Below are 23443 nucleotides of genomic sequence, written 5' to 3'. Positions count from 1 at the left end.
GGAAGGCTCAGAATAAGGCGACGGCCGCAACCGGGCTGGCCAGCAGGCCGACGCCCGCCAGCATCAAGGCCAACCTTGGCCGATACGGCAACAGCAACACCAGCAGCAATGCGCTGAACATCAACACCGCACACCACTCCACCAAGCCCTGGCCCCAGCCTGAGGCTGCCACCGCAGGCACAATCGACAACAGCAACAGCGACCAACCGGCCACGCGCAACGCAAGGCGCCTGCGAGGCAATAACGTGCTGTGCAGCAACTCGCCGTGGTGGCGGTCGGTGGACAAGCACAGCGCGGTAAACCCGGCGTAGCACATCAGCAGTGCGAGCAGCATTCAGTTAGCCTCTTGCTTGAGCGTCAATGCCCGCGCGCGCCCGGCCTTGGGTTGCGGCGCTGCGCGGTGCTGCATTTTCCAGGCGGCCCAGCCAAGGAACACGCCGCTGGCCAGGCAGGTCAGGTCGAAACCGGCCATGGCCCAGTCGCCTCTGGCCACGGACACGCCCAAGTGGTGTGAGGTGGTCAGCGCATTGAGCAGTGGAATCGACACAAACAGCAGCGCGCCAAAGCTCAATTGCTCCACCCAACCCCGGCGACCTCGACGAAGTACCGCGTGCAACAGGCTCAGGCCCCAGGCAGCGAAGAACGCCTGCACTTCCCAGTCGGAGCGCTCGGCGAAATTCACCGGCAACAGTCGGTTGGCCCAGAAAAACGCCGCGATGGCGATCATCAGCCCAGTCATGCTGGCCATATTCAGCACTTCCACCAGCCGCAACTCGAACGGCATCACCTTGGTTTTAGCGTGCTTGAGCTGGCGCTTGCCGAGCCAGATCACAAGGCCCGTGCCGATCATCGCCGTGCCCGCCAGGCCGCAGATAAAGTACAGCCAGCGCAGCACCGGGCCAGCGAAGTGGCCCATGTGCAGACCATAAAAACTGCCGCCGATGGCCGACGCCAGCGATTGCTCGCCACTCACTCGCAGCAATTCGCCGGTGGTGCCGTTGAACGACACGGTGCTGCCGAAATCATTCACCACGCGGTCGGAACCTGCGCGAAGCACATTCACCGAGGCGTTCACATCACTCGGGTTATTCACCACCAGACGGCCAACATGCCCGCCCGCCCACTGCTCGCGCGCTTGCTGGTACATCGGCAATAACGGCAGCAATTTACCCGGCTGGCCCAGCGCCGGCGCGTTGTTGGTAGCGGGGAACACCTCATTGAAATACGCCCGACTGTCGCCGCCGTAGGAAGCAAGGATCGGCGCCGGCATCACCATGCTCATGAAAATCACCAGGCTGCTGTAGGTGATCATCAAGTGAAACGGCAGCACCAGCACGCCGACTGCGTTATGCCCGTCCAGCCAGGAGCGCTGGCCTTTGCGCGGGCGGAAGGTGAAGAAGTCCTTGAAGATTTTCTTGTGGGTGATGATGCCGGTGATCAGCGCGACAAACATCACCATCGCGGCGATGGTCGACAGCCAGCGGCCCCATGGGTGAGGCATTTGCAACTGGAAGTGAAAGCGATAGAAAAATTCGCCGCCCTTGCTGTCGCGGGCCTGGACCGGTTGAGCGGTGACCGGGTCGAGGACTTTTTGAACGAAGTCGCCGCGCTTGCCGGGGTCGACGTTGTCTTGCCACATCACCGACAGGCCAGGGGTGCGGCTGTCCGGCAGGCTGATAAACCAGCGCGCGGCATTAGGCGCCTGTTGCTGCAAATAGGTTTGGGCGGCGGCAAGGCTGCGGGCATCGTCCAACGGGTACGCCTGCACCTCGGGCTGCATCCAGTGGCTAATTTCATCCTTGAAATAGGACAAGGTACCGGTCAGGAAAATCGCAAACAGCAGCCAGCCAAAAATCAAACCGGCCCAGGTGTGCAACCAGGCCATGGCCTGACGAAAGCCCTCTTTCATGTGCGTGCCATCCACAAGCCCACACCCGCCAGAGTCGCAAACAGTGCACAGGGCAGCATCACGCCCAACCAGGCGCGCAACGCCGTGCGGCAGGCAAAGCACCAAAGCACGGCCAGCAGATAGAACACAAACGAACTCATCATGCCGGTGACCACCGCGTCTGCGCGGGCGACCGGCAGCCACAGCGCCAGGCAAATGCTCGCCAAAGAAGCCATCAAATAGCCGCCCACCACGGCAGCCAGTACGCGTGACGTAACGGCCAGACGGTAGGTAACGGGCAGTGAGCTTTTGCTTTTCATGCAGGAGGCGCCAGGTTCGTCAGCGCGCAATATTAATGATAAATATTCTCATAAGCAAAAGAGAACGGATGAATCACCGCCAAAGCGCGATTGCCGAACCTGGCCATGCGCCCTACAATGCGAACAGTTCTTGTTCTCTAAAACCTGCCGATGCTCGCCTGCATGCGGCGAAGGGTGATCGCGTTGCAGCCGTCCAACACCGTCGAAGTCTTGTACCACGACCATCACCACTGGCTCACCGGCTGGTTGCGACGCAAGCTCGGCTGCCCGGAAAGCGCGGCCGACCTGGCCCAAGACACCTTTATACGGGTGCTTAGCGCACGCGAAACGCCAACGCTGATCGAACCCCGCGCCTTTCTCACCACCGTGGCCAAGCGCGTATTGTTCAACTTTTACCGTCGCCAGGACCTCGAGCGCGCCTACCTCGATGCCTTGGCGCAAAGCCCTGAACACGTGGCGCCGTCGGAAGAAGAACGCGCGATTATCCTGCAAACCCTGCTGGAGCTCGACCAACTGCTCGACGGCCTGCCCGCTCTGGTCAAGCGCGCGTTCCTGCTGGCCCAGCTCGACGGCCTTACTTACGCGCAAATTGGCTGTGAGCTGGGCATCTCTATCGCCACCGTCAAACGCCACCTGAATAAAGCCGCCATGCGCTGTTACTTCGCCTTATGAATTTTTCTACGCAGGTGGCCGAGCAAGCCGTGCATTGGCTGATGGAAATGCAGCAAGGCGCGCTCAACCCGCGCCAGCAAGCGGCCTGGCAACAATGGCTGGCAGCGCACAGCGAACATCAACGCGCGTGGGACCACATACAACGCGTCAACCAGCGCCTGCGTGGCATGCCTTCGCCACTGGCGCATGCGGCGTTGAATGCGCCGACATCACGCAGCCGGCGCCAGGCGCTCAAGCTGATGCTGATTCTCGGCGCCGGTTCTGCCGCGGCCTGGAGCCTGCGCCAGCAGCATATCTTGCCGCCGCTGACCGCCGACTACCGCAGCCCCATCGGCGAGCGCCGCAAGGTGCAATTGGCCGATGGCAGCCAATTGCAGCTCAACACCGGCAGCGCAGTGGACGTGCATTTTGATGGCGTCGCGCGGGTTATCCGCCTGCTGGAAGGCGAGATATTGCTGACCAGCCGCGCCGGCACTGCGCCGCTGCAGGTGCTGACCGGCCAAGGCCTGCTCAGCAGCCAGGCGGCTCGGCTGAATGTGCGCCAGTTCAATGACCACACCCAATTGGCGGTTTTCGAAGGCCGCGTCGAGGTGATGCCCAACCGCTACAGCGGCCTGCCGCTGAGCGTCGAGGCCGCGCGCCAGGTCAATTTCACCCGCAAAGGCTGGGACACGCCGCGCCCTGTCGACGCCAACAGCGGTGCGTGGGGCGACGGCATGCTGGTGGCTGCGCACATGCGCCTGGAGGATTTTCTGGCCGAGTTGGGCCGCTACCGTCGCGGGCAGCTTAACTGCGACCCGCAAGTGGCCAACCTGCTGCTGTCCGGCAGTTACCCGCTGGACGACAGCGAACGTATTCTCGACCTGTTGGAGGTCAGCCTGCCGGTTCACGTGCGGCGTTTTACCCGCTATTGGGTGACCGTGCAGGCACGCGCGTAATTTTTTTCGACTTTATTCAAAATACTCTGAGCCGTTTTCCACACCTCGCGTGACAGAGAAGGAAAGCCACCTTGATCCTTCCTTCTCAGGACCGCCCTTAATGCCCCAGCAACCGACCCTTCTCGCCCGCACCTTGCGCCAACTGCTACTCGGCGCCAGCCTCAGCCTCAGCGCACTGCCGCCGGTAATGGCGGCCGATGCCAAGCCGTATCACATCGCCCCGGCGTCGCTGGAAGCGGCTCTTAATCAATTCGGGCGCGAGTCGGGCGTGTTGATTTCGTTCGGCTCAGAGGTCACGGCGGGCCTGCAGAGCCGTGGTTTGTCGGGCAATTTCAGCACCGCTGAAGGGCTGCAAAAACTCCTCGAAGGCACCGGCCTGCAAGCGCGCGCCGAGGGCGACAACGCCTACAGCGTGCAACCGGCCAGCGCGCCCGCCACCCTTGAGCTGCAAACCTCCAGCGTGGTCGGCGACTGGCTCGGCGACGCGGCGCAAACCAACGTGTTCGAACACGCCGGCGCGCGTGACGTGATCCGCCGCGAGGAGTTCGAGCGCCAGGGTGCCACTCAAGCCCGCGACGTGCTCAACCGCATCCCCGGCGTCAACGCACCGGACAACAACGGCACCGGCAGCCATGACATGGCGCTGAACTTCGGTATTCGCGGGCTCAACCCACGCCTGGCGTCGCGCTCCACCGTGCTGATGGACGGCATCCCGGTGCCGTTTGCGCCGTATGGTCAACCGCAACTGTCCTTCGCGCCGATCAGCATGGGCAACATGGACGCCGTGGACGTGGTGCGCGGCGGCGGCGCGGTGCGCTACGGCCCGCAAAACGTCGGCGGCATCGTCAACTTCGTGACCCGCGCGATCCCGGATGCGCCAACGGTCAAAGGCGGCTTGCAGACTGAAACCAGCCCGTCTTCCAGCCACGACGGCTTCAAAACCACCGGCAACCTGCTGGCCGGCGGCACCGCTGACAATGGCCTCGGCGGCGCGATCCTGTACTCCGGCACGCGTGGCGGCGACTGGCGTGAAAACAGCAACACGCGTATCGACGACCTGATTCTCAAGGGCAAATACCAACTGGACGACGCCAACAGCTTCAATGCCATGGCGCAGTACTACGAAGGCCAGGCCGATATGCCGGGTGGCTTGAACGTCAAGGACTACAAGGCTGATCCGTACCAGTCGACTCGCCCCTACGACAAATTCTGGGGCCGCCGTACGATGTTCAACGCCGGTTACCGCTACCAGGAAGACCGCCGCGAATTCACCGCCAACACCTTCTTCACCACCACCTTGCGTAATGGCTACCTCGACCAGGGCAACTTCCTCTCGCTGTCGCCGCGCGAGTACTGGGTACGCGGCCTGGAAACCCGCTTTGCGCAAGGCTTCGACCTCGGCCCGAGCAGCCATGAAGTGGGCATCGGCTACCGCTACATCAACGAAGCCGGCCACGAATTGCGCTACCGCACGCCGATCACTGCCAACCAGCAAATGCCCGACACCAGCAGCCGCAACGACCGCGACACGCGTGGCGCCACCGAGGCCAATGCGTTTTTCGTCGATGACCGCATTGATATTGGCAAGTGGACCATCACCCCGGGCGTGCGCTACGAGATGATCGAGTCGCAGCAGACCAACAACCTGACCAACGTGAAGTACAAGGGCGACTACAACACCGCGCTGCCGGCGTTGAACGTGCTCTACCACCTCACCGCAGACTGGAACCTTTACGCCAACACCGAAGGCTCGTTCGGCAGCGTGCAGTACAGCCAAATGCCGAACCGCGTGACCAGCGGCGAAGTGAAACCGGAAAAGGCGCGCACCTGGGAACTCGGTACGCGCTATGACAACGGCACGTTGCGCGCGGAGATCGGCGCGTTCCTGATCAACTTCGACAACCAGTACGACAGCAACCAGACCAACGATTCGGTGATCGCGCGTGGCGAAACGCGCCACCAAGGCATCGAGTCGAGCATCAACTATGCGCTCGACGGGTTGAGCCCGGCGCTGGCAGGTTTTGATGTGTACGCCACCTACGCCTACGTCGATGCGACCATCCGCGAAGACGGCGCGAACAAAGGCAACCGCGTGCCCTTCTCGTCCAAGCACAAAGGCACCTTGGGCGTCGGTTACACCGAAGGCCGCTGGAAGCTCAACCTGGACAGCAGCTACCAGAGCAGCCAGTTCGCCGACAACGCCAACACCCAGGCCGAAAGTGCCGACGGCAGTACCGGGCGCATCCCCGGTTACATGCTGTTCAGCAGCCGCGCGGCGTATGACTTCGGCCCACAGCTGTCGGACTTGAACGTGGCGGTCGGTGTGAAAAACATCCTCAACAAGCAGTACTACACGCGCTCGTTCGACGACAACAACAAAGGCAAGTACGTAGGCGAGCCGCGCACGGTGTACGTGCAAACCTCCATCGCGTTCTAACCGGGTGCCAGGCTTTTGGCCGCTGTAACAAAAACGGGCCTGCAATCGCAGGCCCGTTTTAGTAGGGATCAAAGAACTGTCAGCTATCCGTTGTTAAACACGGCGCGTTCTTTTTCCAGAAACTCCTGTTCAAGCTCATCTTCGTTGACTTTGATGGTCGGCTGGGTTTTCCCGGCAGCGCGCGGCTTGCCTTGCAGTTTGCCAAACAGATGTTCCAGCGCATGGTCGAGCTTGTTGGCGGCGCCGTCGATCGCCTGTTCAAGCGTATCGGCCTTGTGCAGCACAGAGACCGGCTGATGGCCCTTTGGCCGTGCTTCCAGGCGGCAGCTTAAATCGTGAGGACCGGGCTTGTCGCCGTTCTCATCTTTCAGGTAGACCTCAACCCGGGTCAGGTCTTCTTCATAACGTTCGAGCGTGCTCTCAATGGTAGTACGTACCCACTCCTCCAGTCGGATGCTGCTTTCAATATGGTTATCGCTATTGACTTGGATTTGCATAGTTCTTCCCTTATTTCAGCTAGCTCGCGAGAGGCCACAACTGCAACACCGGTACGGTGTAACGATGACCTCTTGATTACACAATTGAGCACTCGGAAGAACATTTCAAGCCCTTTGCAAAGATAAATCCCACATTACAAATTAAGTCTGACGAGGAGCAAAAACGCTGTTAGGGTGGGGAGTTAGTTACATCTGCTTACGCCAAACGATCCGTATAAGTGCCCTCTCCCAACGGGTGCAAAACGCGAAAAACCCCCGCTTCCTCCACCAGCCAGTCATGCACCGCGCGCACGCCCGGATGGTTCAACGCACCTGGCGCATACAGCAACACGTAACGTTTGTGGTTCGGCACGGCGAGGCCGAACGGCACGATCAAGGTGCCGCGCTCCAGCTCATCGTTAAGCAAGGTGCGCCGCGCGATGGCCACGCCCATGCCGGCAATGGCGGCCTCGATGGTCAGGTGGTTGCGATTGAAGGTATGCCCGCGCCGTACATCAGCGCCGTGGTAGCCGATGGCATTCAGGTAAAACTCCCACTCGGCATACTCATAACTCCCACGCCAGGCAGTGATGTCGTGCAACAGCGGAAAATGCACCAAGTCGGCCGGGCCATGCAGCGGTGGTCGACCGCGCAGCAAACTGGGGGCGCACACCGGAAAAATCTGCTCATCAAGCAAGGCTGTGGATAACAGGCCGGGGTAACTGCCGTCATTCAAGTCGATGGCCAAGTCAAAATCGCCCTCGTGCAGGGCAACGCTGCTGTCTTCGGCCACCAGGCGCAGCTGGATGTCCGGGAAACGTTGTTGCAAGCGCGGCAAACGCGGGGTCAGCCACTTGCCGAGGAACGAGGGAATCGAACGCAGGCGCAACGTGCCGCTGATCATGCCCGCGTCCAACCGCTGCAACTCGGCATCAATGCTGCCGTAGGCCTCGGCCACTGTCGCGGCCAAGCGCTGCCCCTCGGCACTCAGTTCCACGCCGCGCGCGCGCCGGTGAAACAGCCGAAAGCCCAAACGTTCCTCCAACTGACGAATTTGCTGGCTCACCGCCCCGGGCGTGATGTGCAGCTCTTCGGCGCAGCGGGTGAACGACAAATGCCGCGCCGCACAGGAAAAAACGTGCAGCCAGACATACGTTTGAGCATGCAGAGGGCGAGCCATAGTGTTTAGTCCTGCTAAAGGGTGTCTTAGGATAATTCGTTGGTCAGTGCCAATCCAGAGGGTCAGTATCGCGCTAATCCCGCCTGCGCTACAAAACATGGCAGCGAATTCTTTTGCATTGCTTGTAAGGCTTAAGCATGGCTATCAGCGTTTTCGATCTATTCAAAGTCGGCATCGGCCCCTCCAGCTCGCACACCGTTGGCCCCATGCGCGCGGCGGCGACCTTTGCCCACGCGCTGGCAGGCCAACAACTGCTGAGCGCCACGCGCCGTGTCGAAGTGCGCCTCTATGGCTCGCTGTCTGCCACCGGCATCGGCCATGCCACCGACCGCGCCTGCGTGATGGGCTTGATGGGTGAATGGCCGGATCAGGTCGATCCCGCCTCGATAAACACGCGTATCCAGCAACTGCGCGACTCCGGCAGGCTGCTACTGACTGGCAAACAGGAGATTGCCTTCAACTGGCGCACCGACCTCCTGCTGCTGAACGAAAGCCTGCCCTACCACCCCAACGCCATGTCCCTGCACGCGTATGGCGACAACGGCCTGCTCAGCGAGCAAACCTATTACTCGGTGGGCGGTGGTTTTATCATCGAAGCTGAAGAAGCCGCCTCCGGCATCGCGCCTGCCAGCGATGTGGTGCTGCCCTACGACTTTTCCAGCGCCGTCGAGCTGTTGGCCCTGTGCAATGAACACGGTCTGCGGGTTTCCGAACTGATGCTGGCCAATGAGCGCGCGTGGCGCAGCGATGCAGAGATCCGCAGTGGGCTGCTGCATATCTGGTCGGTAATGCGCGAATGTGTCGAGCAGGGCTTGCGCCATGAAGGCATCTTGCCGGGCGGGCTGGACGTGCCACGCCGCGCGGCGAAGTTGCACCGCGCCTTGCTCGAAATCGGCAAACCGAATGTCATCACCTCAACCTTGTCGGCGATGGAATGGGTCAACCTGTTCGCCCTCGCCGTCAACGAAGAAAACGCTGCCGGCGGGCGCATGGTCACCGCACCAACCAATGGCGCGGCGGGCATCATCCCGGCAGTGCTGCATTACTACATGAAGTTCAACCCCGACGCGTCAGATGACGACGTGGTGAATTTTTTCCTGGCCGCTGCGGCGGTCGGCATTCTCTGCAAAAAAAACGCCTCCATCTCGGGTGCCGAAGTCGGGTGCCAGGGCGAAGTCGGCTCCGCCTGCGCGATGGCCGCCGCTGGCCTGGCCGACATTCTCGGCGCCACCCCGGAACAACTGGAAAACGCCGCCGAAATCGGCCTGGAACACAACCTCGGCCTGACCTGCGACCCCGTCGGTGGCCTGGTGCAAGTGCCGTGCATCGAGCGTAACGCGATCGCTGCGGTCAAGGCGATCAACGCCACGCAAATGGCCCTGCGCGGCGACGGCAAACACTTTATCTCCCTCGACCGGGTCATTCGCACCATGCGCGATACCGGCGCCGACATGCACGACAAATACAAAGAAACGTCACGCGGCGGCCTCGCCGTCAATTGGGTCGAATGCTGACTGCGCTGTCTGCGATCGTTTTTGCGCGACTGCCCTGAAACAGGTCACCCGCCTCAAGCGCACTGCAAAAAATAATGTGGGAGGGAGCTTGCTCCCGATAGCGGTGGTTCAGCCAATAAATACTCGGCTGAACCACCGCCAATCGGCAGCAAGCCGCCTCCCACAGTGGTTTATCGCTGACTGAAAATAGCTGTACGGCACGCACCTTGCTGTACAGCCTTTGAGGGAAAACGGACCTTGTGAAACCTCAGCGATGGAGTGGCCGGCGGTCAGGCAACGCGAACTAAACCCGACACCGGTCGTCAATGACTGCATGTTCTTATCAGGCGGTAACGCACCATGGACAATCCTTTTCAGATCATCACCGACACCTTCACGCCCAATTACCGAGTCAACCTGAGCATCCAGCGGCTGGATGGCAGCATCATGCTCACCCTCTCCAACGAGGACGGCGTGGTCGCCAAACGCATGATCAGCGCCGAACAACGCAACGACCCGCAACGCCTCAAACGCCTGGTACAAAGCATTCAGTTCGGCATCGCCATCGAGCACGGCCACAGCGCTATGGAGATTCTGGCGGTAATGACCGACGGCGACAGTCACAAACTCTTGCAACCACCACCCGCCCATCCTCTGCCCTTAAGCGCCGGGCTTTAAAGCTCGCCCTTCTCGGTCTCCAGGCTGGCCCCGCCCTTGCGGCGCGGGCCTTCGATCTTCATCGACGGGAAGGCCGACGACGCGTAGCGCACCACCAGAATCGAGAACGCCAACAGCAGAATACCGCCGCACAGGTAGATGATGCCGATGTCGGGCGGGTTGTGGTGGGACACGTTGGAGATCAGCAGGCGGGTTAATGCGGTGATTGCCACGTAGATTAGAAAGCGCACCGGCATGTGGTTGGTCTTGAAGTAAATCCCGACCATCGCGCCCAATTCCAGGTAGATGAACAGCAGCAAGATGTCATCAATCTTGATGTGACCGTTCTCCAGCATACCCAGAAATTCCATCACCGCGGCCCAAGCGGTCACCGCACCAATGGCGAACAGCGCCAGATAGTGGAAGGTCTCGACGAACAGGTTGCCCAGCGACTCAGCCAGCCCATGGACTTGCTGGCGCAGCCTTTCGGCCCAGTTGATTTTCACGATGATGTTTCCTTAGGTCGGCTCGACCGGATAATGCGGGTTGGACGTGACGGTTATTCTGCATGCAGAAAAAAGGCCAGAGGCTGGGAAGTGAGATGATGGCCGCGTGACATGAGGCACATAACCTGTGGCGAGCGCGTTCCGTTGTAGCAAACCCCTATTTCCCGACTACATTAAAAAACTACTACCCAAACCCGGCGGTTTGGCTTACTCTTTTTGCTGTATATAAATACAGTAGTCGCAAAAGACAACTATCGTGAAGGCATGTGAGGTGGTGAATGGCCGTCGAAGTGGTATACCGCAGCAGCCGAGATCTGGAGCGTTTGTTCATGGATAAAGCCGAAGCTGATCGTCATGACAAGATGCTTGAACTCGCTGAGTTGCTGGCAGAAGTGTTGCAAAAAGCCGTGCCGTCGCTGAGCGAGCAGCAGGTGGAAGAAGCCGGTATTTACATGGCGAAGAATCGCGATGTGTTTGCCAAGGCGTTCAAGAGCCAACCGGATGCCTTGTCCGAGTTGCTCAACGCAGCGGCGGAGTAAGCCCGAATTGAACAGGCCCTGAATCAACGATTCAGGGCCTTTTTAATGCCTGGCTTATTTGTACAGCAGGCGCTCGGCCAATTCGTCTGCGACGCGTGCGGGTGAGCGTTTTTCGGCTTGGGCGTGGGCAAAGATTTCAGTGAGGCGGGTGCCGATGTTCGACAGGTGCGCGGTGATGTCGGCCAGCTCGGCGCCGCCGTGTTTGAGCGCGACGTAGATCAGGCCGCCGGAGTTGATCACGTAGTCCGGGGCGTAGAGGATGCCGCGCGCCTCCAACTGGTCGGCGATGTCGAGGTTGCTCAGTTGCGCGCTGGCGGAACCGGCCACGGCTGCGCAGCGCAGTTGGCCGACGCTGTGCCGGTTGAATACGGCGCCGAGGCCGCAGGGCGCGAGGATGTCGCAGGGCGTACTGAGCAAGGCGTCGTTGGCGATGGGGTGGGCGCCAAGTTGTTCCATGGCCAGTTGCACTTTGCCGGGGTCGATGTCGCTGACCAACAGTTCAGCGCCGGCGGCGTGCAGTTGTTCGGCCAGTGCATAACCTACGTTGCCGAGGCCTTGAACCGCCACGCGCAAGCCTTCGAGGTTGTCGCTGCCCAAACGCGCCATGGCGGTGGTGCGAATGCCGGTGAACACACCCATGGCGGCATGCGGCGCGGGGTCGCCGGCAGCGGTGGTGCTGGTGACGAAGCGGGTGTGTTGAGCGATGCAGTCCATGTCGGCCACCGAGGTGCCGCTGTCGATGGCAGTGATGAAGCGGCCGTCGAGCCTTTCGATGCAGCGGCCGAACGCCTCAAACAAGGCCGCGCGGCTTTCGACGTGCACCGGGCGGATAATCACCGCCGTGCCGCCGCCCACTGCCAGGCCGGCCAGCGCGGCTTTGTAGCTCATGCCACGAGCGAGGCGCGCGGCATCGGCCACGGCACTTTCATCGTCGGCGTAGGCAAGATAGCGACAACCGCCCAAGGCTGGGCCCAAGCGGCTGTTATGAATGGCTATCACGGCTTTCAGCCCGGTCACCGGGTCGATGCTCAGGTGCAGCGATTCAAGGCGGTTGCTGTGCATGAGAGCAAACATCGTCAAGCTCCCGGATCACGTCTGTTAGAGGCCAAGTATAGGCTTGCGGCAGAAAACTGCTGAAGTGCGCTGGAATAAGCCGAGCCGATTTTGTGGGACCTGTGACATAAGCAGGCAGGAAATTTATTAAGTCACTGGACGAAAATTCGCAGCAAGGCTAAAACGGGGGCATACGCCGGAGAATGCAATGAATCCCCGCAAAGCTTTTTTCGCCTGCCTGGACCGATCACCCCCTGCGCTGTTTGAAGCGGCGCTGTGGATTGCTGCCGAGCATGACTCGGACGTACGGCCGCCGGTGATCCTGCAAGAACTCAGCGTGCTGCAACAACAGCTCAGCACCGGCATGCCGCTGTTGCCGGCAGATGAACTCGGTCAGCCACTGCTGCGACGGATGAACGACCTCGGGTATGCCCAGGACGACTTCAGCCCGCTGCGCCCCGCCGCTGCTTTGCTCGACCAAGTGCTGCAGCGCAAACGCGGGCAACCTCTGGCCATGGGCCTGATCGCGCTGGAGATGGCGCGGCGCTTGAACATCCCCATGGTCGGCGTGAACTTCCCGGGGCATTTTTTGCTGCGCGTGCCCGGTGCCGATCATTTGCTCGACCCGTGCGGCGGGCGGCGCCTGTACCCGAATGACTGTCGCGAATTGCTGCACCGTCAGTACGGGCCGAACCTTAAGTTGCACGCCGACCACCTGATCACCGCCGAACCGCGCTCGATCCTGCAACGCTTGTCTCGCAACCTGCGCCAACTGCACCTCTCCAACGACGCGCCGCTGGCCGCCTTGGTCGATGCCGAACGCGTGCTGGAGCTGGGCAATGCCAGCGCCGCCGACTACTTGGCGCGGGCCAGCCTGTACCAGCGCCTGGATTGCCCGAGCGCCGAGCGTTTTGACCTGGAACATGCCTTATTGCTCAGCGAAGACCCGATCCAACGCCTGCGCTTGACCGAACGGCTGGGCAGCCTGCCGCCCAGCGCGGTCGTGCACTGAAATACTTGGCTTGCTCACCACAGCAGCCCACTCTCCAAAAAAACCAGCGCCCTTAATGACTCAAGGTGTATCCGGCTGATTGGCCGGATGCGCCTGCACAAACGCCGGATGCTGCGCCGCCAACGCGGCCACCCGGCCGATTCGCGGGTACGCCGCCAGCGGCACCTTGAAGCGCTCCGCTGCATACAACTGCGGAATCAGAAACGCGTCCGCGATCCCCGGCTGCTCGCCGAAACAAAACCCCGTGTCGCCAATCAACTGTTCTACCGTCGCCAAGCCCTGGCTGACCCAATGCCCGATCCATTCGAGCACTTGCGACTCATCATGCCCCCACTGCCGCAGCAGGTTCTGCGGGCTGGAGTTGTGCAGCGGGTGAATATCGCAGCCGATGATCGACGCCACCGCGCGCTCATGCGCACGGGTTACCAGGTTTTTCGAGAGCAGCGGCGCCTGTGGATAACGTTCATCCAGGTACTCGATGATCGCCGGCGATTGAATTAACAGTTCGCCGTCGTCGGTGCGCAAGGCCGGCACGCGGCCCTGCGGGTTGATCGCCAAATACTCGGGCTGGCGATTGGCGCCGCCTGCCGGCACCAGCAAATTCACCGGCAGCGCCGTGAAGTCCAGACCCTTGAGCGCCAAGGCGATACGCACGCGGTACGACGAGGTCGAGCGGTAATAGGTATAGAGTTCCATCACCCTGCCCTCTTAGCGCGCCGCGACCACAGTGCCACGGCATTCGCCGAAGCCGATGGAGGCAAAACCTTCGCGGCTGCAACGCGCACGCAGGATGATTTCATCGCCGTCCTCAAGGAACTTGCGCACCTCGCCCGTGGCCAATTCAATCGGCTTTTTGCCGCCTTCGGTGATCTCCAACAGGCTGCCGAATTGCGCTGGCTGCGGCCCCGACAAGGTGCCCGAACCAAACAGGTCACCGGCCTGCAACTGGCAACCGTTGACGCTGTGATGCGCAACCATTTGCGCCACGGTCCAGTACATGTACTGGGTGTTACTCAGCGTCAGGCGATGGGCCGGCAGGTTTTGTTCGCGCATGGCGGCGGTGGTCAGCAACGCCTCCAATTCGATATCAAAGCCGCCAGCCGCCTGATCACGCGGGTCCAGCAGGTAAGACAGCGGCTGCGGGTCGCCTTCAGGGCGCGCCGGTTGGGCCGTGCGAAATGGCTCCAGCGCCTCTGCCGTGACGACCCACGGCGAAATGCTGGTGATGAAGCTTTTCGACAAAAACGGCCCCAGCGGCTGGTATTCCCACGCCTGAATATCGCGCGCAGACCAGTCGTTGAGCAGGCAGAAACCGGCGATATGCTCGGCGGCATCGCCAATCGCAATCGCGTCGCCAAGGGCATTGCCCTGGCCGATCCAGATGCCCAGTTCCAGTTCGAAATCCAGGCGTGCGCACGGGCCGAACGTCGGCTCGGTGTGGCCAGCGGGCAGCGTCTGGCCTTTGGGGCGCCGCACCTGCGTACCGGAGGGGCGAACAGTCGAGGCGCGCCCGTGGTAACCAATCGGCACGTATTTGTAGTTAGGCAGCAAGGGGCTATCAGGGCGGAACAGTTTGCCGACGTTTTGCGCATGTTCGATGCCGACATAGAAGTCGGTGTAGTCGCTGATGTTCGCCGGCAAATGCAACTCGCAGTCGGCGGCGCGGTGCAGCACCTGCGCCTCACGCGCTTGCAACGGGCTGCCTTCGGCGAGCAGTTCCAACAGGCGCTCGCGCAAGGCTACGCGCGGGCCACGGCCGAGTTCGAAGAATGCATTCAACTGGCCACCGGCGGCCGCTTCAACCGCGCGCCGGGCGTCGCCGTCAAATTCGTCCAGCGCCGCATGCAGGTCGAGAATCGAATCACCAATCGCCACGCCACTGCGCGGTGCCGAGCCGTTGATGCTGAACACGCCCAGCGGCAAGTTTTGCAGGGGGAAATCGCGGTGGCCGTTGGCGGAGTTCACCCAGCTGCGGGCAAGTGTTGGCTGAGTCATGGGTTATCTCCGGTTCGGGTTGAAGGTGGCAGGCAGCGAGGCCCAGCACGCGTCATAGCTGGTTTGCAGTTGCGCGCATTCGAGGGCGAACTGGGTGGGGCGCAGCACTTGGCTAGTTTCGAACATGAAGGCCATGGTGTTATCGATCTTGTGCGGCGCCAGTTCTGCGTTGATCGCCTTGGTGCAGGTTTCGCCGTCCGGGCCATGGGCGCTCATGCAGCTGTGCAGTGACGCGCCGCCGGGCAGGAAGCCCTCGGCCTTGGCGTCGTACGCGCCCTGGATCAAGCCCATGTATTCGTTCATCAGGTTGCGGTGGAACCACGGCGGACGGAAGGTGTTCTCGGCGACCATCCAGCGCGGCGGGAAGATCACAAAGTCGAGGTTGGCCAGGCCGTGCACGCTGGTGGGCGAGGTCAGCACGGTGAAAATCGACGGGTCCGGGTGGTCAAAACTCACCGTGCCGAGGGTGTTGAAGCGGCGCAGGTCGTATTTGTATGGCACGTTATTGCCGTGCCAGGCCACCACGTTCAGCGGCGAATGGTCCAGCTCGCAGGCCCACAGTTCACCGAGAAATTTTTGCACCAGTGTGGTCGGTTGCTTGAGGTCTTCGTACCGCGCGACCGGGGTGAGGAAGTCACGCGGGTTGGCCAGGCCATTGCTGCCAATCGGGCCAAGGTCGGGCAGACGCAGCGGCGCGCCGTGGTTTTCCGCGACATAGCCGCGCGCTTGAGCATCGAGCAGCTCGACGCGAAATTTCAGGCCACGCGGCAGCACGGCGATTTCCAGCGGTTCGACGTCCAGCGCGCCCAACTCAGTGGCAATACGCAGGCGACCTTGTTGGGGGACGATCAACAATTCGCCATCGGCGTTGAAGAACACCCGCTGCATCGAGCGATTGGCCTGGTAGTTGTAAATGCTGATGCCTGACGGCTGTTCCGACGCCGCGTTGGCGACCATGCCTGCCAGCCCGTCGATAAAATCCGTGGGCTCGCCGGGCATCTCCAACGGGTTCCAGCGCAGCCGATTCGGCGTCACCGCGCCCAGCGGCCCACCGGCCAGTTGCCGTTCAAGTTTGACGAACGCCGGGTGGTTGGCCGACGGCTGAATGCGGTACAGCCAAGTGCGCCGGGCTTCGCTGCGGAGCATGGTGAACGCGGTGCCGGAGAACAGTTCGGTGTACAAGCCGTAGGGGGCTTTTTGCGGGGAGTTCTGGCCAACGGGCAGCGCGCCGGACAGGGCTTCGCTGGCGAATTGATTGCCGAAGCCCGACAGGTATTCGAGGTTCATGCAGCGTCCTCTGAGGGTCTGTTATTTTTATCGTAATCGGTTTACGCATAACGTAATTTGATCACTCTTGAGCGTCAAGCTATAAAGACGCCCATTCATCTTTCGGATTCCCGCGCCCCCATGGAAAAGCCCCGCGACACCGGTAAACAGAAAGTCCGCTCGGCCGAAGTGGGCACCGATATTCTCAAGGCGCTTGCCGAACTGTCGCCGGCCACCTCGCTGTCGCGCCTGGCGGAGCATGTGCAAATGCCGGCGAGCAAAGTGCACCGCTATTTGCAGGCGCTGATTGCCTCGGGGTTTGCCGAACAGAACACCGCCACCAACCATTACGGCCTGGGCCGCGAAGCGTTGCGCGTGGGCCTGGCTGCGCTGAGCAGCATGGACGTGTTGAAAGTCGGCGCGCTGCCGCTGGCGGAGTTGCGCGATGAGTTGAATGAAACCTGCTTTCTGGCCGTGTGGGGTAACCAGGGCGCGACGGTGGTGCACATTGAGCCAGCAGTACGCGCGATCACCGTGGTGACGCAATTGGGTTCGGTTTTGCCGCTGCTCAGTTCGTCCACCGGGCTGGTGTTCAGCGCTTTCCTGCCCTCGCGGGAAACCGTGGAGCTGCGTGAACGCGAGGTACAAGCCGGTAGCGCGCATGCCTTGGCCGACGAGCAAGCCTACGCCAGCGCGTGCGAGCAGATCCGCCGCCGTGGCCTGCATTTTGTGCATGGGTTGCTGATGCCGGGTGTCGATGCGTTGTCGGCGCCGGTGTTTAATGCGGTCGGGCACGTGGCGGCGGTGATGACGGTGGTTGGCCCCACCTCACTGTTCCATGCCGACGAAGACGGCCCCGCGGCGCAGCGCTTGCTGGCGGCGACGCGAGCCGTGAGTTGGCGGATGGGCTATCAGCCTTGAATCAATTGTCACAACCTGACAGGGCCAGCACCACACGATTTTCCAAGGCCTTGACCTGCGCGCCGGCCACCACGTAGTTATTGGTCAGCATGGCGAACACCCGTTTGCGCCCGCAAGCGTCGGTGAGGTAACCGCTCAAGCTCGACACGCCGCCCATGGAGCCGGTCTTGGCATGCAGGTTGTTTTCGGCCGGCGTGCCGCGCAAGCGATAACGCAGGCTGCCGCCGATCATACGGTCGCTGTTGCCGGCAATCGGCAATGCGTTGTACCAGGCGTTGAACCACGGCTGTTTACTCGCCGCCAGTAGCAGGTCGGTGAGGGTGTGCGACGACACCAGGTTACGCCGCGACAGGCCCGAACCGTCAACCTGGTTCAGCGTTGCGCTGTCCAGCCCCTGACGCTTGAGAAACCCCGCCACCGCCACCACGCCCGCCGCCGCCGTACCGCTGTTGGCGCTCTGGCGGCCCATCGCCTTGAGCAAGGCTTCGGACATGTTGTTGTTCGAGAGTTTGAGCAGCGGCGTGATCAAGTCCTGCAATGGCGCCGACTGGTGCTCGGCCAGCTGCGTCGCCGTGGTCGGGGTTGCGCCGCCGATCACACGGCGCCCAAACACCTTAATGCCCTGCTGCGCCAGCGCTTGCTCGAACAGGTTGGCGACCAACTGCGTCGGCTCCCACACGCTGACCAGTTGCGCGCTCTGCTTGCCCGGCGCGATGGCGCCGCTGAGCTGCAACAGGTTGGTGCCATGGCGACGGTTGATCGCATAGGTGTTGCCTGGCCCGCTGACCGCGCGATTACTCAGTTGCAGGTAATCCGTGGGCGGGTAGATGTCGACATTGACCGGCCGGCCGACGGCCACTGGCGCCTTGGCCGTGACCCAGACGCTGCCCGCGTCGAAATCTGTATTGGGTGACACGGTCAGCGCTGAAATCTGCGCGCCGTAGTAGGTGGTTTCGTCATCATGCGACCAATCGACACCCAGCCGCTCGTCGTCAAACCAGGTGTCATCGAGCACCAGGTCACCCTGCACCTGGCGCACACCCTGGCTGGCCAGTTGCGCCGCCAGTGCCTGGTAATCAGCGAACTGCAGGGTTGGGTCACCGAGGCCGCGCAGGTACAAATTGCCGGTCAGGCGATCACCCTGGCGTATACCGTTGCTGAGCAGTTGCGTGGCAAAACGGTACTGCGGCCCCAGCACGTCCATCGCCGCCGCCGTGGTCAGCAGCTTGAGGTTCGAAGCCGGCACCAGCCGCGTGTTCGGGTTGTGTTGATACAGCGTGTTGCCACTGCGCGCGTCACGCACTGTCAGCGAAACAGTCGCGCCATACAGCGCCGGGTCGGCCAGCAATGCGTCCAGGCTGTGCCCGGTTCCCGTGCTTGAAGGCGTGGCGCAACCCGCCAGCAACAGGCCAAAGCCCAGCGCCATCGCGCTGGCGTGTATCCATCGTCGCAACCGCATAAGCCTGGCATTCCTGAATCTACGAAAGTGCGCAGCTTGGGTAATTCACTGCGTTCAATCAAGTGCCAGGGTGGTGATAGAGAATGTTCCTGCCTGAAACTGCGCATCAGGTTTAGGCTCGGACGCGCTCGGCGCGGGCTGCACAAAGTCCATGGCAGGCAGGTAAACCCGCTGGCGTTGCGCGTCAAAGGCCATGTTGTAGGCCATCGGCAAGGTGCTGAGGGTGGCGGCGACCGCGTAGTGATCGGCGCCCTGTTGCTCGATGACCATGACGTTTGCATCGACACCGCTGGGAACCAGCAAGCGACGCCGCTGCGCGTCATAGGCCAGCGCGTTTACATCACGCCCAATCGGCACCGTCGCCTTGACCTCGCCTGTCTGCCGATCAGCCACGATCAACACCGGCGCATCGCCCCGGCAGGCCACAAACAACCGTTGACGCTCAACGTCCTGAGCCAACGCGCTGGGTTTGGCGCAATTGGCAAACTGCCAGGTATCGAGCACCGCGAAGGTGCTGGCCGCGTAACGCGCTACCTTGCCTTCATCGCGCATGGGCAGGAAAAAACTGCCATCGCCCTTGAGCAACAGCGGGTCGATTTTCTTCACCGCCAGTTCATGCGCGCCGGTAATGCGCGCTTGTTTAGGGTCAAACTCAAACAGCGTCGAGCGGTCTGCCCGGCGCCCGCTGACGATGATGACTTTGCCGGTAGAAGGCTCATACACCGCACTGTTGAGGTTGCTTTGCGCCACCGCAATACGCTTCAGCGGTTTGAGTGTGGATAACTGCACCACGCTCAAGCTGCCGTCGGTATTGAGCACAAACACGCGGTCCAACTCAGGCACGAACACCACGCCATTTGCACCGTCAGACTGCGCCACGGTCTTGACCGCGCGTTGGCGCTGCACATCAAACACCGTCAACCCGTTTTCGCGCCGCGCCAAAAACAGGTACGGGCGTGTCGGGTCGAGCCCGACAAAACCCCAACTGTGGCCGGAACCGGGCAGTGTCACCCGGTGTTCGCGGTGGTAGGCGCCAGTGTCTGCCAGCGCTGAGGTGCTGAGCAGCACGCTAAAAAGCCAGGCGTAAGGTTTCATCAGAAGGTCAACGTGCTGGAAACCGACACCTGCCGTGCGTCACCCATGGACACGAACAAGCGGCTGGCCGCCGAGGTGTAGTAGGTGCGGTCGAACAGGTTCTTCACGTTGAGCTGGAACTTGACCTTCTGCCCTTCGATTTTGGTGTCGTAGCTGGCAAACGCGTCTGCGACGGTGTAGCCCGGCAGGTTGAAGTCGTTGGCCGCATCGCCGGCGCGCTCGCCGACATACCGCGCGCCTGCGCCGACGCGCAGTTGATCGCCGCCAAAAAGGTTGCCGAAATCGTACACCGCCGACAGCGAGCCGGTGTGCTTGGCGACGTTTTGCAGGCGGTTGCCTTGCAGCGTCGGGTCCTGGTCTTTGGTGTCTTGGGCGTCGGTGAACGCGTAGCTGCCGATCAGGCTCCACTGGTCGCTCAACTGGCCGCTGACGTCCAGCTCCAGGCCGCGCGAGCGCACTTCGCCGGCGATGCTGTAAATGGTATTCGCGCCGGAACCGACCGACACCAGCACGTTGCGTTTGTGAATATCAAACAACGCCGCGCTGGCAGTGATGCGCCCCGGCATGTCGAGTTTGGCCCCCAGCTCCCATGACTTGGACTCTTCAGGCGTCAAGTCGCCGGTCAATACGCTGCCATCGGCCAATGCGGCGATGGTCGAGTTAGGCTTGAACGACTCGGTGTAGCTGCCGTAGAACGACAACTCATCGGTGAAGCGGTACACCAGCCCCGCACGCGGCACCCACGCCTGGCCATTGCCGTTGGTGTTGGCCGTGAACGGCACGCCTTTACCGGCGTATTGGTCATACATTTGATAGCGCGCGCCGCCGACCAGAATCCATTGATCGGTCAGGTGAATCGCGTCCTGCAAGAACAGCGAGTCGCTGCGCAGCAGGTCGGTCTGGGCGCTGTCGGCGGCGCTGACGGTGGTGCCCGCGACTTCGTTGCCATACACCGGGTTGTTGTAATTAAAGCCGCCGCGCGAGGCCTGACGGATCAGGTCGGCACGGTAGATTTTGCGGTATTCGTCATCCAGCCCGAACACCAGGTCATGTTGCATGCCGAGTACGTTGACCTTGCCTTCCAGGCTGGCGGTGGCGAAACGGTCGGTGCTGAGCGCGCCTTGGGTGCCGTCCATTCTGCGCGTCAACGTGCCGTTGGCGTTGACGGCGCTGACGCGCACCTGGCTGGCGTCGTAGGTTTCACGGTTCCAGCTGTAGCCGACGTGGGCTTTCCAGTCGTCGTTCAAGTCGTGGTCGACTTCCAGGCGATACAGGTCGGAGCGGCCTTCCATGTTGTTGAACGGCTCATCCAGGCGACGCGTCGCGGGGATGTTCAGCGGGTGGTTGGTCTTGGGGTCGATGGCGGTGCCACGGTCGAACGGCGACAGAAACTCGCGGTGTTCATAGGCGAAGACCACTTTAGTGGTGTCGCCGTACCAGGCCAGCGACGGCGCTACCAATGTTTCACGGTGGGTGCCGAAATTGCGCCAGTAGTCTTCGTCTTCATGGTCGACGACCAAGCGATAGGCCAAGCCGCTGTCACCGAGCGGGCCGGTGGTATCCAGGTTGCCGCCGCTGCCGTTTTTGCCATCGCCGAAGGTCGAACCGCGCGCGGTCAGGGAGGTGGACTGCACCAGTTCGGGTTTCTTGCTGACGATGTTGACCACGCCGCCCGGGTCCTGGATGCCGTAGAGCAGCGACGACGGGCCTTTGAGCACTTCGACCCGCTCGGCGGTGGCATTCAATGCGCGGCCCTGCACCACAGGCATGCCGTCTTGCATGATCGAACCGTTACGGTTGTCGCCAAAACCGCGCAGCATCACCGCGTCCTGGGTGCTGGCCAAGGTGTTGGCCTGGGTGATTCCGCTGATGTTGCCCAGCGCGTCATCGAGGTTGCGCGGCTGTTGGTCGCGCAGCACTTGGGCGGCCACCACATTCACGGTTTGCGGGGTTTCCAGCAACAGGCCACGCGAGCGCATCACCGAACTGGTGGGCGGCGGCTGGTAGCTGGTGGTGTCTTGGGTTTGGCTGGCGCCGCTGATGGTCGTGGCGCCAAGGTTAACCGCGCCGCCGGTCGGCAGCGGCTCCAGCGCCAGGGTACGCGCGTCGATCTGGCGGAAGGTAAAACCAGAGCTGCCGAGCAGGCGTTGCAGGGCTTGGGTGGCGCTCATCTGCCCGCTGACGGCCGGGGCATTCAGGCCATACGGCGCTTCATCGGTGTAGATCACACTGATGCCGGTCACCCGGCTGAAATCGCTCAAGGCCTGCGGCAGCGGTTTGGCCGCCAGCGCGAAGTTGAACTGCGCGCTTTGCTGTTCCTGCGCCTGCGCCACGCTCAAGGGCAGCAACGCCAGCCCCGATACCGTCAATACCGAGGCTCCCAGCCACTGTTTTACCCAACCGCCCGCCGCTGACTTCATGCTCTGAGAACCCGTGTAAAAAACGCTGTTAATGCGAATAGCTCGCAGTTTCAAGCACTACACGGATGGGCGGTGGGTTTACCTCACCTCAGATTGAAAATAATTTGATTATTGCGCCTTGAGGCAAAACCCAAAGCGCGGGAAATGCACGTGCACGGTGCCGCCGCGCTCATCGCTACGCCGCAGGATCAGCTCCTCGCGGCCGGCAAAAAGCAGTTCACCGGCGACTGGGTCGACGCCGTAGTCGATGGCGGCAATGCTCACCTGCTGGCCAGCCTTGAAGCCATTCAAGTCCTCGAACACTTCATCCGGCAACGGCGCCGGCGTGGCGTTGCGGGCGATTTCCAGGGCTTGCCCGGCGCTCATCTCGCTGGGCGTGCCGTGGCCGAAGCCGAGCACGCGTGCCAGCCATGCCGAAACCGCCGGGTAAGCATCCACCATCGGCGCGGTGACCGGCGTGGCCTTGAGAAACCACAGCGGGTGGGCCAGGGCAAAGTCGGCAATCGACGGTTCGCCGAACAAAAAGTCGCCGGGTTCGCGCTGCAACTGTTGCTCAAGGCGCGCCATGATCGCCGGCCATTGGTGTTTGGCCAACTCAGCGGGCAGTTTGCTCGCGGTGCCACCGCTGAACAGCGCGGCGCGGTCGGCCATAAACGCCTTGACCGCTTCGGGGGTTAATTTGCCAAAGCGCACCGCCACCGATTCCGGCTGGAACACCAGGCTCACTGCGAGCCCAAACACCACGCTGTCAGCCCAGGTGGCGAAGGTTTGGCTGATCATTTCCTGGCCGAGCGGGAACAGCGCGGGCGAAGACTTTTCGTGTTCCAGGCGACGGGCGATCAACGCTGTGTCGCAGTAAATGTCGGCGCCGACTTGCAGAACCGGGGTTTTGCGGTAGCCGCCGGTCAGCGCAGTCAGGTCGGGTTTGGGCATCACCGGCGGGATCAGCACCGAGTGCCAGGACAAGCCCTTGAAGCCCAGCAACAGCCGCGCTTTTTCCGCGAAGGGAGACGTCGGGTAGTGGTGAAGAATGAGCTCAGGCATGCTGGGGTCCTTAAACGAGTGAACCCGCAGCTTAGCGCGCAAAGGCATTCAATAGCGTGATGGGCAGCGATC

22 protein-coding genes are annotated in these 23443 nt (G+C 61.7%); 8 read left to right on the top strand and 14 right to left on the bottom strand.

What is annotated here, in order from left to right; genetic code table 11:
- Nucleotides 1-7: 7 nt before the first annotated feature.
- Genes ACOZK9_RS10590 through ACOZK9_RS10580 form a run of 3 tightly spaced genes read right to left on the bottom strand, consistent with a single transcriptional unit; the run spans nt 8 to nt 2208 of the window.
- Nucleotides 8-334: a DUF3325 domain-containing protein gene (locus ACOZK9_RS10590; protein ID WP_122250922.1), complete on the bottom strand. Its 327-nt coding sequence runs from the start codon at nt 332-334 to the stop codon at nt 8-10.
- Nucleotides 335-1909, bottom strand: coding sequence for a PepSY-associated TM helix domain-containing protein (locus tag ACOZK9_RS10585; protein ID WP_421555802.1), 1575 nt, complete (start codon nt 1907-1909; stop codon nt 335-337).
- A complete protein-coding gene (locus ACOZK9_RS10580; protein WP_058411966.1) occupies nt 1906-2208 on the bottom strand; it encodes a DUF3649 domain-containing protein in 303 nt (100 codons plus the stop codon). Before ACOZK9_RS10580 ends, ACOZK9_RS10585 begins: the two co-directional genes overlap by 4 nt.
- Nucleotides 2209-2391: 183 nt before the next feature.
- On the opposite strand from ACOZK9_RS10580, the gene ACOZK9_RS10575 reads away from it, so the two are divergent.
- The 3 genes from ACOZK9_RS10575 (at nt 2392) to fecA (ending at nt 6255) form a co-directional block, all read left to right on the top strand.
- Nucleotides 2392-2880 carry a sigma-70 family RNA polymerase sigma factor gene (locus tag ACOZK9_RS10575; RefSeq protein ID WP_122250928.1) on the top strand — a complete coding sequence of 163 codons (489 nt, stop codon included), beginning with the start codon at nt 2392-2394 and terminating at the stop codon, nt 2878-2880.
- The gene (locus tag ACOZK9_RS10570) at nt 2877-3818 is read left to right on the top strand and encodes a FecR domain-containing protein (protein WP_152749870.1); all 942 of its coding nucleotides are present in this window, start codon (nt 2877-2879) and stop codon (nt 3816-3818) included. The genes ACOZK9_RS10575 and ACOZK9_RS10570 overlap by 4 nt, the downstream gene beginning before the upstream one ends.
- Nucleotides 3819-3918: 100 nt before the next feature.
- Nucleotides 3919-6255 carry a TonB-dependent Fe(3+) dicitrate receptor FecA gene (fecA, locus tag ACOZK9_RS10565; RefSeq protein ID WP_058411968.1) on the top strand — a complete coding sequence of 779 codons (2337 nt, stop codon included), beginning with the start codon at nt 3919-3921 and terminating at the stop codon, nt 6253-6255.
- Nucleotides 6256-6338: 83 nt separating this feature from the next.
- On the opposite strand, the gene ACOZK9_RS10560 is transcribed toward fecA, so the two are convergent.
- Complete coding sequence (locus ACOZK9_RS10560) at nt 6339-6752, bottom strand: HPF/RaiA family ribosome-associated protein (protein ID WP_058411969.1); 414 nt, start codon at nt 6750-6752, stop codon at nt 6339-6341.
- Between the two features lie 196 nt (nt 6753-6948).
- Nucleotides 6949-7911: a LysR substrate-binding domain-containing protein gene (locus ACOZK9_RS10555; protein WP_058411970.1), complete on the bottom strand. Its 963-nt coding sequence runs from the start codon at nt 7909-7911 to the stop codon at nt 6949-6951.
- 137 nt (nt 7912-8048) lie between these two features.
- Here ACOZK9_RS10555 and ACOZK9_RS10550 point away from each other — a divergent pair, with 137 nt between their 5' ends.
- Nucleotides 8049-9425 carry an L-serine ammonia-lyase gene (locus ACOZK9_RS10550; protein ID WP_421555801.1) on the top strand — a complete coding sequence of 459 codons (1377 nt, stop codon included), beginning with the start codon at nt 8049-8051 and terminating at the stop codon, nt 9423-9425.
- Between the two features lie 339 nt (nt 9426-9764).
- Complete coding sequence (locus ACOZK9_RS10545) at nt 9765-10082, top strand: DUF3509 domain-containing protein (protein WP_421555800.1); 318 nt, start codon at nt 9765-9767, stop codon at nt 10080-10082.
- Here the strand turns inward: ACOZK9_RS10545 and ACOZK9_RS10540 are convergent.
- Nucleotides 10079-10567 carry a phosphate-starvation-inducible protein PsiE gene (locus ACOZK9_RS10540; protein WP_058411973.1) on the bottom strand — a complete coding sequence of 163 codons (489 nt, stop codon included), beginning with the start codon at nt 10565-10567 and terminating at the stop codon, nt 10079-10081. The genes ACOZK9_RS10545 and ACOZK9_RS10540 overlap by 4 nt on opposite strands.
- A gap of 278 nt (nt 10568-10845) precedes the next feature.
- Between ACOZK9_RS10540 and ACOZK9_RS10535 the strand changes: the two genes are divergently transcribed.
- A complete protein-coding gene (locus ACOZK9_RS10535) occupies nt 10846-11106 on the top strand; it encodes a YebG family protein (RefSeq protein ID WP_003171979.1) in 261 nt (86 codons plus the stop codon).
- Nucleotides 11107-11160: 54 nt separating this feature from the next.
- Here ACOZK9_RS10535 and ACOZK9_RS10530 read toward each other — a convergent pair whose 3' ends face one another.
- The gene (locus ACOZK9_RS10530; RefSeq protein ID WP_421555799.1) at nt 11161-12180 is read right to left on the bottom strand and encodes a Leu/Phe/Val dehydrogenase; all 1020 of its coding nucleotides are present in this window, start codon (nt 12178-12180) and stop codon (nt 11161-11163) included.
- Nucleotides 12181-12367: 187 nt separating this feature from the next.
- On the opposite strand from ACOZK9_RS10530, the gene ACOZK9_RS10525 reads away from it, so the two are divergent.
- Nucleotides 12368-13171 (top strand): SirB1 family protein, encoded by an 804-nt coding sequence (locus tag ACOZK9_RS10525; protein ID WP_058411975.1) that lies wholly within the window; start codon nt 12368-12370, stop codon nt 13169-13171.
- 60 nt (nt 13172-13231) lie between these two features.
- On the opposite strand, the gene maiA is transcribed toward ACOZK9_RS10525, so the two are convergent.
- From maiA to hmgA, 3 genes are read right to left on the bottom strand one after another with little or no spacing between them, the layout of a single operon-like run.
- Nucleotides 13232-13867, bottom strand: a complete 636-nt coding sequence (maiA, locus tag ACOZK9_RS10520) for a maleylacetoacetate isomerase (RefSeq protein ID WP_421555798.1) — start codon at nt 13865-13867, stop codon at nt 13232-13234.
- A 12-nt stretch (nt 13868-13879) separates the two neighbouring features.
- A complete protein-coding gene (fahA, locus tag ACOZK9_RS10515; RefSeq protein WP_058411977.1) occupies nt 13880-15166 on the bottom strand; it encodes a fumarylacetoacetase in 1287 nt (428 codons plus the stop codon).
- Nucleotides 15167-15169: 3 nt separating this feature from the next.
- Nucleotides 15170-16453: a homogentisate 1,2-dioxygenase gene (gene hmgA, locus ACOZK9_RS10510; RefSeq protein WP_421555797.1), complete on the bottom strand. Its 1284-nt coding sequence runs from the start codon at nt 16451-16453 to the stop codon at nt 15170-15172.
- A gap of 120 nt (nt 16454-16573) precedes the next feature.
- Between hmgA and ACOZK9_RS10505 the strand changes: the two genes are divergently transcribed.
- Nucleotides 16574-17353, top strand: a complete 780-nt coding sequence (locus ACOZK9_RS10505) for an IclR family transcriptional regulator (protein WP_058411979.1) — start codon at nt 16574-16576, stop codon at nt 17351-17353.
- A gap of 1 nt (nt 17354) precedes the next feature.
- Here the strand turns inward: ACOZK9_RS10505 and dacB are convergent, their stop codons facing one another.
- The 4 genes from dacB to ACOZK9_RS10485 all read right to left on the bottom strand — a co-directional run bounded on the left by dacB (nt 17355) and on the right by ACOZK9_RS10485 (nt 23371).
- Nucleotides 17355-18812, bottom strand: a complete 1458-nt coding sequence (gene dacB, locus ACOZK9_RS10500; RefSeq protein ID WP_421555796.1) for a D-alanyl-D-alanine carboxypeptidase/D-alanyl-D-alanine endopeptidase — start codon at nt 18810-18812, stop codon at nt 17355-17357.
- 54 nt (nt 18813-18866) lie between these two features.
- The gene (locus ACOZK9_RS10495) at nt 18867-19907 is read right to left on the bottom strand and encodes a YncE family protein (protein ID WP_122250915.1); all 1041 of its coding nucleotides are present in this window, start codon (nt 19905-19907) and stop codon (nt 18867-18869) included.
- The gene (locus ACOZK9_RS10490; RefSeq protein ID WP_421555795.1) at nt 19907-22327 is read right to left on the bottom strand and encodes a TonB-dependent siderophore receptor; all 2421 of its coding nucleotides are present in this window, start codon (nt 22325-22327) and stop codon (nt 19907-19909) included. The genes ACOZK9_RS10495 and ACOZK9_RS10490 overlap by 1 nt, the downstream gene beginning before the upstream one ends.
- Nucleotides 22328-22435: 108 nt before the next feature.
- Nucleotides 22436-23371 (bottom strand): glutathione S-transferase family protein, encoded by a 936-nt coding sequence (locus tag ACOZK9_RS10485; protein ID WP_058411983.1) that lies wholly within the window; start codon nt 23369-23371, stop codon nt 22436-22438.
- Between the last annotated feature and the right edge of the window lie 72 nt (nt 23372-23443).

This window comes from Pseudomonas kitaguniensis (assembly GCF_049199985.1).
GTDB classification, from domain to species: Bacteria; Pseudomonadota; Gammaproteobacteria; order Pseudomonadales; family Pseudomonadaceae; genus Aquipseudomonas; species Aquipseudomonas kitaguniensis.
The sequence above is the reverse complement of the archived record's forward strand: the minus strand, read 5'-3'. Positions and strand labels throughout refer to the sequence as shown.